Source organism: Serratia sp. D1N4 (assembly GCF_054552755.1).
The window spans coordinates 4,273,384-4,289,156 of the sequence record NZ_CM137274.1 but is presented as its reverse complement, the minus strand read 5'-3'; the positions used below and the strand labels follow the sequence as shown (position 1 = coordinate 4,289,156).

Below are 15,773 nucleotides of genomic sequence, written 5' to 3'. Positions count from 1 at the left end.
CTGAAGGGAGCGTTTTATGACTACGCAAGATATTGACGCCCACGGCAGTCGGGCGAGGGATGCTGTTGCCGAAAATCAGCCCACCAGCGTGCGCTGGTCGGTGCCGATTGCCCTGTTTGCCTGCGTCTTGTTAGCGTTTTTCGACAAGATCAGCATTGCGGCGCTGTTTTCTGATAGTGGATTCCAAGAGGCAATGGGCATCGGTTTTGATCCCACCCGGCTGGGGTTATTGATGAGCGCCTTTCTGTTCTCCTATGGCTTCTCCTCCATGCTGTTGAGCGGCATTGGCGATCGGCTGAACCCGGTCAACATGCTGCTCGGCATGATGGTGGTGTGGGGCGTACTGATGGTGCTGATGGGGCTAGCGCGTTCTTATCACACCATGATGATCCTGCGCATTCTGCTAGGTATCGCCGAAGGCCCGCTGATAGCGATAGCTTACGCCATCGTCCGCCATGCTTTCCCGCAGCGTTTGCAGGCGCGTGCCACCATGATGTGGCTGCTGGGAACGCCGATCGGTGCGGCGCTGGGGTTCCCGGTAACGCTGTTTATCCTTAGCCGTTTTGACTGGCAAACCACTTTCTTCTTTATGGCTTCTCTGACCTTGCCGGTTATGTTGCTGGTGATGTTTGGTTTGCGCCACCTGAACGTGGCTCGCCCGGCGAAAAGCACCGTCACGCAACCGGCGATTGCCGAGCGCAAACAGCTGCGCCGTGAGCTGTTCCGTACCTCGCATTTCTGGATGATCTGCCTGTTTAACATCGCGTTTCTGACCTACCTGTGGGGCATGAACGGTTGGCTGCCGAGCTACCTGATCAAGGGTAAAGGTATTCATCTGGAACATGCCGGTTATCTGTCATCGCTGCCGTTTATCGCCATGCTGCTGGGCGAAGTGGTGGGCGCCTGGCTTTCAGACAAACTGGATCGCCGTGCGTTGTCCTGCTTTATCTCACTGTGCGGGGCCGGGCTTGGGCTAGGGATAGTGCTGCATCTGGAAGGAACGTACAGCGTGATCGCCGCGATGTCTTTCAGCACCTTTATGTGGGGGGCCGGTGCGCCGAATATCTTCGCCCTGTTGGCGAAGGCCACCAGCAGCCGGGTGAGCGCCACCGCGGGCGGTGTTTTTAACGGATTGGGTAATTTTGCCGGTGCCTTGGCACCGGTGCTGATGGGGGCGCTGATCGCTGCCACTGGCAATATGGATAACGGCCTGCTGTTCCTGGTGGTGACGGCCTTGGTTGGCAGCACCATTCTGCTGCCGTTGCTGAAGAAATACTGACAACGAAGGAGAAACAACATGTCCCAGGTTGAGAATAAAACTGGCATCAAGCCGCAGGATCTGTCGATGGCGCAGTGGGTGGAATCCCGTATCGCCCGGTTTGAAGGCCGTAAATATGACTGGAATGCGCTGAAGTTCCAGGCTGATTACGATCCGAAATACCGCCGTGCGCAGATGCGCTATATCGGCACTGGCGCGACTGGCGTGGTCAGCGACACCAACACCGTACCGGCGGAGCATTTTACCTTCTCTACCATGGTGCTGCCGTCCAAATGCGAAGGGCCACTGCACCTGCATGACGACGTAGAAGAAGTATTTTTTATGCTCAAAGGCAGCATTACGCTGATGATTCAGGACGGTGAGGAGTATTACGAAACCAAACTGAAAGAGCGGGATCTGATCTCCGTACCGGCAGGGATTTATCGTGGCCTGTTTAATCACGGTGAAGAAGAGGCATTAATGTGCGTGATGCTCGGCACCTCCAAGCCGGAAACCCCGACCTACCCGGCGGATCATCCACTGTCAAAGGTGAAACGTTACTGATGAGCAGATTACCGGAACGCCAGCAGGAGGATTGTAGTGGCTTTTGGCTGGGTTGGCGCGAAGCCGGGCACGGCCGGGCAGTGGTACTGCTGCATGGTATCAGTTCCGGTTCCGCGTCCTGGGTGAAGCAGCTTAGCGATGCTGCCTTGACCGACGGTCACCGCCTGATTGCCTGGGATGCACCAGGCTATGGCGGCAGTGCGGCGTTGCCACTGGCTGAGCCAAAGGCCGCCGACTATGCCAACGCGCTGGCGGCGTTGATCGCCGAGCTGGAGTTGGAGCAGCCGCTGATTGTCGGGCATTCGCTCGGGGCATTGATCGGCAGTGCCTATGCGGCGGCCTATCCAACGGGATTGAGTGGATTAGTGTTGGCGGATCCGGCACAGGGTTATGCCACCGCACCAGTCGAAAAACGCCAGCAGGTATATCGTCAGCGCAAGCAGATGATCGAAACGCTGGGGCCGCAAGGTTATGGCGAGCAGCGTGCCGCCGCGTTGCTGCGTAGCGATGCCGATCCACAGGATATCGCCTGGGTACGCAGCGGTATGCAACAGCTTAATCCGGCAGGTTTTCTTAGCGCCGCCTGGATGTTGGCGAATGACGATATCAGCCAATATCTATCGCGTTACCGTGGCCCGCTTCAGGTGTGGTGTGGGGGGGATGATCGCATCACGCCACCGCAGGCTGCGAAAGCGTTGGCGCAGCAGCAGGATGCCCAGTTTCGTCTGATTGACGCCGCCGGGCATGCCAGCTATCTCGATGCTCCAGCGCAATTCAACCGCTATATGCAGGATTTTACGGGGGTGATCCAACCATGAATTTTCAGATTGAACAGCGAGTCGCGGTGGTGACCGGCGGTTCCTCAGGGATCGGTTTTGAAACCCTGCGCCTGCTGCTGGCGGAAGGGGCGAAGGTGGCCTTCTGTGGCCGCAACTTGGACAAACTGGCCAGCGCCGAAGCCAGCCTGCGCGAGGAGTTCCCGCAGGCGGAGATCCTGGCGCTGCGTTGCGATGTGCTTGATGCAGAGCAGGTGGCGCAGTTTGCTCAGCAGGTCAGCAGCCGCTTTGGCGGGGTGGATATGCTGATCAATAACGCTGGGCAAGGGTTTGTCGCTCATTTTGACCAAACCCCGCGTGACGCCTGGCTGCACGAAGCGGAGTTGAAACTGTTCGGCGTGATCAACCCGGTGCAGGCTTTCTTACCCGCGCTGGAACGTTCGGAGATCGCCTCTATAACCTGTGTTAACTCGCTGCTGGCGTTGCAACCTGAGGAGCACATGATCGCCACCTCTGCCGCTCGCGCCGCGCTGCTCAACATGACGCTGACGCTGTCGAAAGAGCTGGTGGGCAATGGCATCCGCGTTAATTCCATCCTGCTTGGCATGGTGGAGTCCGGCCAATGGCGGCGGCGTTTTGCCGAGCGTGAGGATAAAGCACAAAGCTGGGAGCAATGGACGGCGGCGATCGCCGCCCGGCGCGGCATCCCATTGGGGCGCTTGGGTAAGCCGCAGGAACCGGCGCGGGCCTTGCTGTTCTTGGCTTCGCCGATGGCGTCATTTACCACTGGCGCAGCGCTGGACGTTTCCGGCGGCTTCAGCCGCCATCTGTAATCAGGGCCGAAAAGATGAAAAAGATCATGATGATTGGCTACGGCGCGATGGCAAAAGAGGTGCTGGCGCGCCTGCCGGAAGGTGTCGAAGCCGCTTGGATTGTTGCTCGTGAAAAACACCATGCCGATATCCACCAAGCCTTTGCCGGGCGGGTACAGGCGCTGACTCATCCTGAGCAGTGCAGCGAACAGCCGGATTTGGTGCTGGAGTGCGCCAGCCAACAGGCGATTGCCGAGTTCGGCGAAGCGATCGTCAAGCGCGGTTGGCGGCTGGCGGTGATTTCTACCGGAGCACTGGCGGATGCGGCGCTGCAACTGCGGTTGCAACAGGCTTGTGTACGCTTTCACGGGCGGCTGATCGTGCTGTCCGGCGCGGTAGCGGGCATGGACGGTCTGGCTTCGGCGCGGGAAGGTGGGCTGGAAAGCGTCACCTACCAATCCAGCAAAAGCCCGGCCAGCTGGCGCGGCAGCATAGCGGAAAAGCTTATCGACCTGAATGCCGTCAGCGAAGCGCGGGTGTTCTTTGAGGGTTCGGCGCGTGAGGCGGCGCAACTGTTCCCGGCCAACGCCAATGTGGCGGCCACCATTGCCTTGCACGGTATGGGAATGGATGCCACGCGGGTACGTTTGCAGGTGGATCCTCATACCCAGCGCAATACTCATCGCCTACAGGTGTGCGGTCAGTTTGGTGAATTCCAGATTGAGCTGTGCGGTAACCCGCTGGCGAGTAACCCGAAAACGTCCACGCTGGCAGCGCTGAGCGCGGTACAAGCTTGCCGTAGTCTGGTGGATGGCGGTTTCATGGCCTGAATGGCAGGAGTCATAAATGGAAACGTTAAAGATTTTTCTTGCTGGCCGCTGGTGTGAAGGGCGCGGCGAAGCGATGAGTTCAGTTTTTCCCGCCGATGGCAGTATCAATGCCCGTTTGCGCGCAGCCAACGTCGAAGACGTTAACGAGGCGGTAGAAGCCGCTGAACGCGCTTGGCGCGATCCGGCGTGGCGTGGGCTGGTGCCGCATCAGCGTGCGGCGATTTTACATCGCGTCAGCGATTTGATTACCGCTCAGGTGGAGGAATTGGCGCAACTGCAAACCCGCGACAACGGCAAGCCGCTGGCGGAAACCCGTGGTCTGGTGATGAGCGCCGCTGCTACCGCCCGCTATTTTGCTGCGGCCTGTGAAGTGTTGGAAGGGGAGTTACCGACCCAGCGCAACCGCGAAGTAATGACGCTGAGCCAGTATCAGCCACTGGGGGTGATTGCGGCGATCACGCCGTGGAACTCGCCGATCGCCAGTGAAATGCAGAAAGTGGCACCGGCATTGGCTGCGGGTAACGCGGTGATCCTCAAACCGGCGGAAGCCACGCCGCTGATGGCGCTGAAGCTGGCGGAACTGTTTGAACAGGCTGGATTACCTGCCGGGTTGCTCAGCGTGCTACCGGGCAAAGGTTCGGTGATTGGTGAAGCGCTGGCGCGCCATCCGCTGGTGAAAAAGATCTCCTTTACCGGCGGCACCAGCACCGGCCGCCATTTGGCGCATATTGCCGCAGAAAAACTGATCCCGACTTCGCTGGAACTGGGCGGCAAGTCACCCACTATCGTGCTGGACGATGCCGATCTGGAACAGGCGGCGCGTGGCATCTGTTACGGCATATTCAGCTCTGCCGGGCAGGCCTGCATTGCCGGTTCGCGGCTGTTTGTCCACCGTTCGCTGTACCAGCCGCTACTGACCCGTTTATGTGAGCTGACCGCCGGATTACGTATTGGCAATCCGTTTGAACCAGGGGTGCATCTGGGGCCATTGATTAACGAAAAGCACCGGCAGAGCGTGGCGGACTATGTGGCTCTCGCCAAGCAGGAAGGGGGCCGAGTGGTGATTGGCGGTGAAGCGCCAGCCGATCCGCAGTTGGCGCAGGGCAGTTATTACCTGCCGACCATTATCGAAGGGTTGAGCAACGGCGCGCGTACCTGCCAGGAAGAGATCTTCGGCCCGGTGCTGGTGGCGCTGCCGTTTGACGATGAGCAGCAGTTGATCGAGCAGGCCAACGACTCGGTCTATGGTTTGGCTGCCGGTATCTGGACGCGCGATTTTACCCGCGCCATGGCGTTGGCCGAGCAGTTGGAAACCGGCACCGTGTGGATCAACACCTACAAGACATTCTCGATTTCTACGCCGTTCGGCGGGTTTAAACAAAGTGGCTTGGGGCGCGAAAAGGGCCTGCACGGCATTCAGGCCTATATGCAGCAGAAGAGCCTGTATTTGGCCCTCAGCAATCAGGCTAACCGCTGGAGCGATTGAGCTGCGGTCCCTACGACATAAGACAATTAAGAAGGCAGATAATGAGCGAAAAAATAACGGTTGGTGAGGCGATAGCCCGAACTCTGGAGCAGTACGAGGTGGCCGCGATGTACGGCATTATCTCGATTCACAATCTGCCGATTGCCGATGCCGTTGGGCAACGTGGAGCGATCCGCTTTGTGCCTGCGCGCGGCGAGGCTGGTGCGGTGACGATGGCCGATGCCCACGGGCGCTTCAGCGGCCTGGGCGTGGCGCTGACCAGCACCGGTGCCGGAGCGGGTAATGCGGTGGGGGCGATGATTGAAGCACTGAATGCCAATACGCCACTGCTGCATATTACCGGTCAGGTAGAAAAGGCTTACCTGGATGCCGATGCCGGTTTTATCCATGAAACCAAAGATCAGCTTGGCTTCCTGCGCGCCTGTTCGAAGCAGGCTTATCGGGTGAATTCCCCCGAACAGGCGGTGGCGGTGATCCAGCGGGCGATTCAGGAAGCGCAAACCGTGCCCTGTGGCCCGGTGGCGGTAGAGATCCCGATCGATATTCAAAACAGCCTGGTGCCAGCCAATCTGGTCGGCAAAGCGATACGGCCGCCAGCGTTACCGGCGGCGGATGAGGCGGCGGTTGAACGTCTTTACCAGCAGTTGAAACAGGCCAAACGCCCACTGCTGTGGGTTGGCGGTGGCGCGCTGGCCTGCCGTGATGCGGTGAAACGTTTGGCGGATGCCGGGGTAGTGGTGATGTCCAGCACCCACGGGCGCGGTATTTTGCCAGACAGCCACCCGCGCAGCCTGCGCGCTTTCCATAACTCGCCGAGCGTTGAGGCGATCCTCAAGCAGTGCGATCTGACGCTGGTGGCCGGTTCCCGTCTGCGCAGTAACGAAACCCGTACCTGGACGCTGCCATTGCCGCGCCCTTTGGTGCAGATTGATATCGATCCGGCGGCGGCCAACCGCAACTATGTGGCGGATGAACAGGTTAATGGCGACTGTGGCGCATTGCTCAGTGCGCTGGCGGCCCGCTTGGCTCCCGGCGAGAAGGCCAATGCGGCATGGGATGCCGAGATTGCTCAGGCGGTGCAGCAGGCCGAAGCGGCGTTACGTCAGCAATCGGGTGAGTATGCCAAACTGAACGATGCAATTGCTGCTGCACTGCCCGCAGATGGTCTGCTGGTGCGCGATATCACCGTTTCTGGCAGCGTGTGGGGCAGCCGCCTGTTCCGGGCGATCTCTCCGTTGTGCAATATCCACTCCTTGGCCGGGGCGATCGGCATGGGGTTGCCGATGGCGATCGGCACCGCGATTGCCAATCCGCAGCGCAAAGTGGTCGGGTTGGTAGGGGACGGCGGCTTGGCACTGGGATTGGGCGAACTGGCGACCATGGCGCAGGAGCAGGCCAATATCACGCTGCTGATCATGAACGACGGCGGTTATGGCGTGATGCGTGGTATTCAGGATAAGTACTTCGCCGGGCGTCAGTACTATAACGATCTACATACCCCGGCATTTTGTCAGGTAGCAGAAGCGATGGGGCTGAAAGCCTGGAAAGTCAGTGATGCTGCGCAATTCAGCGGTGTGCTGGCGGAGGCGATTAACTATCCGGGGCCGTCGGTGGTGGAAGTGGACATGAAAAGCGTCGGGCCGCTGACGTTCGCCGGGCCACCGCAGAAGCTGTATTGATGATTTGATGGGGGAGTAACACCGTTTTGTCGGTTACCTGATAAGCGGTCTCCCCCTCGCCCTGTGGGCATAGGTATCTACACAAGTTGCCAATAGACAGCCCCATCACCTCCGACGGACAGAGTATCACGGCTTGCTGCGGCTTTGGTGCTTGAAATGTGCACTGAACGGTCCCCTCTTCCCGCGGGAGAGGGCTAGGGTGAGGGGCTATTTACGGCGAACTTTCATTGGTTAAATATCAATTAATTCAATGGGTTCTGTTTTCCATGACAATGAGTTTCCAACGGAGTCGCTGGCAATAGATCGTGATAAAAAGGCCCCTCACCCCCGCCCTCTCCCCGAGGGAGAGGGAGTCCCACCTTCCGTGCAAAGATGTGTAGATACCTATGCCCCAGAGGGAGGGAATTGATGCGGAGTCTTGGTGAGGCACAGGGGTTAATTTGTCGCAGGGCTAGTTCCCTCTCCCTGTGGGCTGTCTCTTGATCAGATCTCCTGATCAAGAGACTTCGCCAGTTTATACCCTTCGACGATATCCTGAAGCTTGAACCATCCCTCCCACATCACTACCCATCCTGCTCGTCCCGTCCGTTTACTGTCATACCAACGCCCCAGCTTCGCCAGATTCAGGTACGCCCACTTCACACTCGGCGGCCTCTTCGGCAACGTTTTACCTTCCTGTTTCACCCACAGCAACTTCCATTCAAGTGGACTCAGTACCCGTTCACAGCTTGCATTGAGCGTCTCTTCACTCAACCCGCCCTGGCGTAACGACAACACCCGCACCGCTATAAAGCTCAGGATGACGATCATTCGCTCCAGATTATTTCGCGTTTGCATCCGTAGCTGTTCCACCTGCGTTCCACCGCTTTTCCACGCTTTATGGTATTCCTCTATCAGCCAGCGACGCTCGTAGTAACTGATAATCACCCGGGCTTCTTCCGCTGATGTGACTTTTTCTGATGTCAGAAGGTGCCAGCACGCTCCGTCTTCTCCTTCTTCACGACAGCAGATATACGTCAGTGGGACGGTATTTTCTTCTGACGTACTCCCCGGCATTTTGAGTTCGACCGAGCTATAGCGGATACTCATTTGTGCCTCACGCGCAGCACGTCCGCCTTTCTGGACCACATTCAGTCGATAACTGCCTGCTTCTGTTAGCGTTTCTGGCAACTCCAACAGCTTCTCATTGTGTCCACTTAGCAACCGGTTCTGAGCTGCTCGAACGATGAAGCGCTGTTTATTTTTCGTTTTATAATCAAGGTAATGCCAGATATCCGCTTCCCGGTCACAGACGGAGATAACGTGTGCTTGTGTGTCACCGAGACGCTGTGCCGTTCGTTCAGATGCCTGTTGCCATTTGTAACTCTCTTTCTCTTCATAAGGCACGTGTTTACGTTGGTGCTTTTTACCGTATTTGTTCGCTTCACGGCTCCAGCGATGCTGGTCGATGAGCCCCAAGAACAGTGCGTGCTCGGGAGCATAAAGCAGGACGGTGTGGGCTAACAGGCCATGCGTATTCTTGCTGGTTGTCGTATTTCCCAACTCGTCATACGCGGTGGTGTGAGCGAAGTTAATGGAGGTGGTGTCTTCCAAAGCAAGTAGCAGAGTGTGCGTCTTGGCGGCCATTGCTGTGGCGTTGAAGCCGGCCTCGGCAATGGCATCGGGTGAGACGTTGGGATTGCGGATCAGACGATAAGCCCCTTCAACTTCAGCGGTGGTTTGGGATGATTTCACAATAGAAAGTCCTGTATTTTTAGCCAACGAGGCAGTGAATTTGACGAGACGCTGAGTTCGCCGATAGTCGCCAAGTTGAGCGAGCCCAAAAGTGTCATTAGCCCATGAATAACAATCAGAAAGCACCATACTAAAAACCGAAGAAGAGGAGAATATAAAGAGAGATCAACAGGCGGGGAGAAAGTTCAAAAACTCCCCGGCGTTTGCGCCGGGGAAATGTGTATAAGAGACAGCCCTGTGGGAGAGGGTTAGGGTGAGGGGGATTATTTCCCTGCTGCGATACGCTCACGGATATGCTGCGCACGAGCTTCTGAAGGCGGGTGGCCGTCAAACATGCTGCTTTTGCGGCTGCCTTCCATCTGTGACAGCTTCTCGAAACTGGTCACCAATCCGTTCGGATCGATACCGCGCTTCTTCAGCAGATCAAACGAATAATCGTCAGCCTGGCTTTCCTGTTTCTGCGAGAACTGGGCGTTGACCAGTTTTTCGCCCAGATCGGCCAACTGCGACTCAGACAGTGAACCCACGATGCCGCCAGCCGAAGAAGCTGCGGTGCGCAGTGCTACGGTGCCGTAAGCCACCTGCATCGCTTTGCGGGTATGACCCAACGCCACGTGGCCGATTTCGTGGCCCAGCACGCCTTCGACTTCGTTGTCGTTCATCAAATCCATCAGGCCGCTGTAAACGCGGATGCAACCGTTGGCCATCGCCCAGGCATTCACGTCTTTTGTCAGGTAAACCTTGTAGTTCGCGGAGGTACCGTCGATATTATCACCCAGTGCAGCAGCGATCTTGTTCAGGCGCTGTGTATAGGTGCTGCCTGCTGGCGCGATTTGAGCCTGGCTGTCCATCTCGGCGCAGGATTTATCACTCAGCGCTTTGACATCGTCATTACTCAACGTGGCAGCCTGGAAGGCTTGCGCCCCAGATTGCATCAGAGTATCGGTATTCAGGTTCTGGCAGCCGCTCAACAGAGTGGTAATGCTTAATGCAATCAAAGAAGTACGGATCTTCATAAAGCTATCTTCCTATGATAGTAAAATAATGTTTGTGCAATGTTCGTTGACGTCATTTCTTTCGCACGAGCCTATTGTATGTCAAGTATGGCGGGAATAGTGTTATTCCGAAAAACTGACCGAACGTGCCATGCCCAATTGTTTCAATAGGCAGTTAAGGTATCTGTCTTTCGAAATGCGACGGGTATAATAAGTTGCGTACTCGCTCACATTTGGCATTAGGGATTGCCGTTTTAATGCTGAGTCTGAGAAAATAGAAAACTAGACTGCTTTTTTAATCCGACCTGGAGTAAAACATGTCCTCTCGTAAAGAGCTTGCCAACGCGATCCGCGCCCTTAGCATGGATGCCGTGCAAAAAGCCAATTCCGGCCACCCTGGGGCCCCTATGGGGATGGCAGATATCGCCGAAGTCCTGTGGCGTGACTACCTGAACCATAACCCGACTAACCCACACTGGGCTGACCGTGACCGTTTCGTGTTGTCTAACGGCCATGGCTCCATGTTGATTTACAGCCTGCTGCACCTCACCGGCTATGACCTGCCGATGAGCGAGCTGGAAAACTTCCGCCAACTGCACTCCAAAACCCCGGGCCACCCGGAATACGGTTATACCCCTGGGGTAGAAACCACCACCGGCCCATTGGGGCAGGGGATTGCCAACGCCATCGGTTTTGCCATCGCTGAACGCACGCTGGCCGCGCAGTTCAACCGCCCAGGCCACGACGTTGTCGACCACCACACCTATGCCTTTATGGGTGATGGCTGCATGATGGAAGGTATCTCGCACGAAGCCTGTTCGCTGGCTGGCACCATGAAGCTCGGCAAACTGACCGCGTTTTATGATGACAACGGTATCTCCATCGACGGCCATGTAGAAGGCTGGTTCACCGATGATACCGCCCAGCGTTTCGAAGCCTACGGCTGGCACGTGGTGCGTGGCGTTGATGGCCATAACAGCGATGCAATCAAGGCTGCGATCGAAGAAGCCCATAAAGTCACCGACAAGCCTTCCCTGCTGATGTGCAAAACCATCATCGGTTTCGGTTCACCAAATAAGGCCGGTACTCACGATTCCCACGGTGCTCCGTTGGGCGAAGCTGAAGTGGCTGCGGCTCGCGTGCAGCTGGGTTGGAAATACCCGGCATTCGAAATTCCACAGGATATTTATGCCCAGTGGGATGCCAAAGAAGCAGGTAAAGCGAAAGAAGCGGCCTGGAACGATAAGTTCGCCGCCTACGCCAAGGCCTTCCCAGAACTGGCTGCCGAGTTCAAACGCCGTGTGAACGGTGAACTGCCAGCCAACTGGAAAGCAGAAGCGAAGAAATTCGTTGAGCAGTTGCAGGCTAACCCGGCCAATATTGCCAGCCGTAAAGCTTCACAGAACGCGCTGGAAGCCTTTGGTAAAGTGCTGCCGGAATTTCTCGGCGGCTCCGCTGACCTGGCTCCGAGCAACCTGACGCTGTGGTCTGGCTCCAAATCGCTGAGCGATGATCTGGCTGGCAACTACATCCACTACGGCGTGCGCGAGTTCGGCATGACCGCCATCACCAACGGTATCGCGCTGCACGGTGGTTTCCTGCCGTACTCCGCTACCTTCCTGATGTTTGTGGAATACGCCCGTAACGCGGTGCGTATGGCGGCGCTGATGAAAATCCGCAACGTGTTTGTCTACACCCACGACTCGATCGGCTTGGGCGAAGATGGCCCAACGCACCAGCCGGTTGAGCAACTGGCCAGCCTGCGCGTGACCCCGAACATGAGCACCTGGCGCCCTTGTGACCAAGTGGAATCTGCGGTTGCCTGGCAGTACGGTATCGAGCGCAACGATGGCCCGACCACGCTGGTGTTCTCCCGTCAGAACCTGACCCAGCAGCCACGTACCGCCGAGCAGTTGGCGAACGTTTATCGTGGGGCTTATGTGCTGAAAGATTGTGCTGGCACGCCAGAGGTGATCCTGATCGCTACCGGTTCCGAAGTGGGGATTACCGTACAGGCTGCTGACAAGCTGAGTGCAGAAGGGCGTAAAGTGCGCGTAGTCTCAATGCCGTCTACCGATGCGTTCGACAAGCAGGACGCAGCCTACCGCGAATCTGTGCTGCCATCTTCTGTGACTGCCCGTGTGGCGGTGGAAGCGGGTATTGCGGATTACTGGTACAAGTACGTGGGCCTGAACGGCGCGATCGTGGGTATGACCACCTTCGGTGAGTCTGCGCCAGCAGATCTGCTGTTCAAAGAGTTCGGCTTCACCGTGGATAACGTGGTGGCCAAGGCTCAAGCGCTGTTGAAATAAATCCGCTGGGAGCTGCGTGCGGCTCCTATGGTTTTTTAGACGACGATCAAAAAGCCCGGTTCCCCGGGCTTTCACTGACTCAGAGCGGAGTCAGTCTTTTTACTTCCAGGCTCACCAACTTCCCTTCCAGTTCCGCCAGGAAAGCATCATGGTAAGACATCGCCATATGCTCTTTCAGCGCCTGCTCAGAAGTCCAGCGTTCGATAAACACAAAAGCGCCCGGATGGCCCTGCTCTTCATGCAGATCATACTGGATACAGCCTGGCTCAGAGCGGCTTGGTGCAACCATGGCGCGCACGGCTTTATCTACGGCAGCACGGTGTTCTGGCTGAGCTTTGATCAGGGCGACTACTTTAACTTCACTCATTTCTGCTCCTTGTTATACAACATTGACCACAAAAAATAGCGATTTATGTACCCGTCGTCTTTCAAGCTGCGGTTAGGCAGCAACTTGAAATCCAGCAAGGTAGATACCTGCCATACTTTAAAATGCAGCGGATTGCTTCCCGCCGTCAGGGGCACCCTACAGGCTAACAGTTTACCTCAATAAATGCTGAATTTATCTTAAGTATCTTACTGTTTACGACAGCTCATCCGCTCGCTGCCCATATCGATGATGCTATTGGGGTTAACGGGGTAAAAATGTGCGCTAGATCATTTTATTTTCGCAAAATCACCTCCAGTCGACAGGCTTGTGGTTACTCCTGTTCCTTTTAGCAAAGCTTTGGTTTATTCTCGGCTGAAGCGTTTCAGTTGGCGCAGTAGGCAACTGAAATACCTGAGTGAGCGGTTGCGATGAGCAACAGGGTTTGACGAATAATGTAATGCAGCGATTCACAGCAGGCGGTACGCTACAGTACTCTAGGCGGATAATGACAACCCGACCTGTGGCCGGAACAACGCCGGCAGGGAAGGCCCTCTTTGACAGGGAGTAGCATGACAATCCGCATAGCGATAAACGGCTTTGGCCGCATCGGCCGCAGCGTTTTACGCGCACTGTATGAATCGGGACGACGCGCTGAAATTTCCGTAGTGGCCATCAACGAACTGGCGAACGCCGAAGGGATGGCCCACCTGCTGAAATATGACTCCAGCCATGGCCGCTTTGCCTGGGATGTCCGCCAGGAAGCTGACGTGTTGAGCGTGGGGGATGACAGCATCCGGTTGCTGCATCAACCGGCGGTGGATCAACTGCCCTGGGGCGAACTGGGGGTGGATGTGGTGCTGGATTGCAGCGGTGTGTATGGCAGCCGCGCCGATGGCGAAGCCCACTTGGCTGCCGGTGCGAAGAAGGTGCTGTTTGCCCATCCGGGCGGTAACGATCTGGATGCCACCATCGTGTTTGGGGTTAACCACCAGACGCTGCGTGGTGAACACCGTATCGTGTCCAACGCATCCTGTACCACCAACTGCATTATTCCGATTATCAAACTGCTGGACGATGCCTACAGCATTGAATCCGGCACGGTGACCACCATCCACTCCTCAATGAACGATCAGCCGGTGATAGACGCCTATCACCAGGATTTGCGGCGTACCCGTGCGGCGAGCCAGTCGATTATTCCGGTCGACACCAAGCTGGCTGCGGGCATTACCCGCATCTTCCCGCAGTTTTGCGATCGTTTTGAAGCGATTTCCGTGCGTGTGCCAACCATCAACGTCACGGCCATTGATCTCAGCGTCAGCGTGAGCGCAAAAGTGCGGGTGACAGAGGTCAACCAGCTGTTGCAAAAGGCCGCACAGGGATCATTTCGTGGTATAGTTGACTACACCGAGCTACCCTTAGTTTCGATCGATTTTAACCATGACCCGCACAGCGCCATCGTTGATGGCACGCAGACTCGGGTCAGTGGGCAGCACCTGATAAAGACCTTGGTCTGGTGCGATAATGAATGGGGCTTTGCCAACCGGATGTTGGATACAACACAGGCAATGGCCGCAAGCGGTTTCTAATAAGGCACTATCAACGCAGTGTTGATGTGCTGTTCAGGCAACTTTATAGAGAATCAACAAAGAGGGTTCACCATGTCTGTAATTAAGATGACCGATCTGGATCTGGCAGGTAAGCGCGTTCTGATCCGTTCCGATCTGAACGTACCAGTGAAAGACGGTAAAGTGACTTCCGATGCGCGTATCCGTGCCTCCCTGCCGACCATTGAAGCTGCGCTGAAGCAAGGCGCCCGCGTGATGGTGACTTCGCACCTGGGCCGTCCTACCGAAGGTGAGTACAACGAAGAGTACTCCCTGCTGCCCGTTGTGAACTACCTGAAAGAGCATATGAAATCTCCAGTGCGTCTGGCGAAGGATTATCTGGACGGCGTGGAAGTTGCAGCCGGTGAACTGGTAGTGCTGGAAAACGTTCGCTTCAACAAAGGCGAGAAGAAAGACGACGAAACCCTGTCCAAGAAATATGCGGCGCTGTGCGACGTGTATGTGATGGACGCCTTCGGCACCGCACACCGTGCGCAGGCATCGACCCACGGCGTGGGCAAATTTGCTCCAGTGGCCTGTGCTGGCCCGCTGTTGTCTGCCGAACTGGAAGCGCTGGGCAAGGCCCTGGGCAACCCGGCGCGCCCAATGGTGGCTATCGTTGGTGGTTCTAAAGTGTCTACCAAGCTGACCGTGCTGGGTTCGTTGTCCAAGATTGCTGACCAACTGATCGTTGGCGGCGGCATTGCCAACACCTTCGTGGCGGCTCAAGGCTACAACGTCGGCAAATCCCTGTACGAAGCTGATTTGATTCCTGAAGCGAAAAAGCTGCTGGAAACCTGTGATATCCCGGTGCCTACCGATGTGCGCGTAGCGACCGAGTTCTCTGAAACCGCAGTGGCGACCCTGAAGCCAGCCAGCGAAATCAAAGACGATGAGCAGATTCTGGATCTGGGCGATGTTTCAGCCGAGCGTCTGGCCAAAATCCTGAAAGAAGCCAAAACCATTCTGTGGAATGGCCCGGTTGGCGTATTCGAGTTCCCTAACTTCCGTAAGGGCACCGAAATTGTCGCACGCGCTATCGCTGATAGCGAAGCCTTCTCCATTGCAGGCGGCGGCGACACTCTGGCAGCGATCGACCTGTTCGGTATTGCTGACAAAATCTCCTACATCTCTACTGGCGGCGGTGCTTTCCTCGAGTTCGTGGAAGGGAAACAACTGCCAGCAGTAGTGATGCTGGAAGAGCGCGCTAAGAAGTAATTCAGATGACGGGGGGCACAAGCCGCCCGTCGGTTTTATTCCGTCCTGATTAATACAGAGCGGAATGCAAAAGTCCCTACCCGCAAGCTTTCAAGCAGCAGCCAACAGTGCTATGGCTTGAAACTGAAGGGTATAACG

13 protein-coding genes are annotated in these 15,773 nt (G+C 56.5%); 10 read left to right on the top strand and 3 right to left on the bottom strand.

Going from position 1 to position 15,773, the window contains the following annotated elements; all coding sequences use genetic code 11:
• The first annotated feature begins 16 nt into the window (after positions 1 to 16).
• From ACX1CU_RS19245 to ACX1CU_RS19215, 7 genes are read left to right on the top strand one after another with little or no spacing between them, the layout of a single operon-like run.
• Positions 17 to 1,279, top strand: a complete 1,263-nt coding sequence (locus tag ACX1CU_RS19245; RefSeq protein ID WP_459399832.1) for an MFS transporter — start codon at positions 17 to 19, stop codon at positions 1,277 to 1,279.
• A gap of 18 nt (positions 1,280 to 1,297) precedes the next feature.
• Positions 1,298 to 1,822 (top strand): cupin domain-containing protein, encoded by a 525-nt coding sequence (locus ACX1CU_RS19240; RefSeq protein WP_156293104.1) that lies wholly within the window; start codon positions 1,298 to 1,300, stop codon positions 1,820 to 1,822.
• Positions 1,822 to 2,640: an alpha/beta fold hydrolase gene (locus ACX1CU_RS19235; protein WP_459399831.1), complete on the top strand. Its 819-nt coding sequence runs from the start codon at positions 1,822 to 1,824 to the stop codon at positions 2,638 to 2,640. Before ACX1CU_RS19240 ends, ACX1CU_RS19235 begins: the two co-directional genes overlap by 1 nt.
• Entirely contained in the window at positions 2,637 to 3,431 is a 795-nt protein-coding gene (locus tag ACX1CU_RS19230; RefSeq protein ID WP_459399830.1) for an SDR family oxidoreductase, read from the top strand. The genes ACX1CU_RS19235 and ACX1CU_RS19230 overlap by 4 nt, the downstream gene beginning before the upstream one ends.
• Before the next feature lie 14 nt (positions 3,432 to 3,445).
• Positions 3,446 to 4,240 (top strand): aspartate dehydrogenase, encoded by a 795-nt coding sequence (locus ACX1CU_RS19225; protein ID WP_459399829.1) that lies wholly within the window; start codon positions 3,446 to 3,448, stop codon positions 4,238 to 4,240.
• A 16-nt stretch (positions 4,241 to 4,256) separates the two neighbouring features.
• Positions 4,257 to 5,726, top strand: a complete 1,470-nt coding sequence (locus ACX1CU_RS19220; RefSeq protein ID WP_459399828.1) for an aldehyde dehydrogenase — start codon at positions 4,257 to 4,259, stop codon at positions 5,724 to 5,726.
• 41 nt (positions 5,727 to 5,767) lie between these two features.
• Entirely contained in the window at positions 5,768 to 7,405 is a 1,638-nt protein-coding gene (locus ACX1CU_RS19215; RefSeq protein WP_459399827.1) for a thiamine pyrophosphate-binding protein, read from the top strand.
• A 483-nt stretch (positions 7,406 to 7,888) separates the two neighbouring features.
• Here the strand turns inward: ACX1CU_RS19215 and ACX1CU_RS19210 are convergent, their stop codons facing one another.
• Together ACX1CU_RS19210 and loiP are read right to left on the bottom strand one after the other, a co-directional pair.
• The gene (locus ACX1CU_RS19210; RefSeq protein WP_459399038.1) at positions 7,889 to 9,268 is read right to left on the bottom strand and encodes an IS4 family transposase; all 1,380 of its coding nucleotides are present in this window, start codon (positions 9,266 to 9,268) and stop codon (positions 7,889 to 7,891) included.
• A gap of 134 nt (positions 9,269 to 9,402) precedes the next feature.
• On the bottom strand, positions 9,403 to 10,155 hold the full coding sequence (gene loiP, locus ACX1CU_RS19205; protein ID WP_459399826.1) for a metalloprotease LoiP: 753 nt from the start codon (positions 10,153 to 10,155) through the stop codon (positions 9,403 to 9,405).
• A 296-nt stretch (positions 10,156 to 10,451) separates the two neighbouring features.
• On the opposite strand from loiP, the gene tkt reads away from it, so the two are divergent.
• Entirely contained in the window at positions 10,452 to 12,446 is a 1,995-nt protein-coding gene (gene tkt / locus ACX1CU_RS19200; RefSeq protein ID WP_459399825.1) for a transketolase, read from the top strand.
• Positions 12,447 to 12,525: 79 nt separating this feature from the next.
• Here the strand turns inward: tkt and ACX1CU_RS19195 are convergent, their stop codons facing one another.
• Positions 12,526 to 12,813 (bottom strand): putative quinol monooxygenase, encoded by a 288-nt coding sequence (locus ACX1CU_RS19195; protein WP_459399824.1) that lies wholly within the window; start codon positions 12,811 to 12,813, stop codon positions 12,526 to 12,528.
• 569 nt (positions 12,814 to 13,382) lie between these two features.
• On the opposite strand from ACX1CU_RS19195, the gene epd reads away from it, so the two are divergent.
• Both epd and pgk read left to right on the top strand, forming a co-directional pair.
• Positions 13,383 to 14,399 carry an erythrose-4-phosphate dehydrogenase gene (epd, locus tag ACX1CU_RS19190; RefSeq protein ID WP_459399823.1) on the top strand — a complete coding sequence of 339 codons (1,017 nt, stop codon included), beginning with the start codon at positions 13,383 to 13,385 and terminating at the stop codon, positions 14,397 to 14,399.
• Positions 14,400 to 14,471: 72 nt separating this feature from the next.
• Positions 14,472 to 15,635, top strand: a complete 1,164-nt coding sequence (pgk, locus tag ACX1CU_RS19185; RefSeq protein WP_459399822.1) for a phosphoglycerate kinase — start codon at positions 14,472 to 14,474, stop codon at positions 15,633 to 15,635.
• Positions 15,636 to 15,773: the final 138 nt, after the last annotated feature.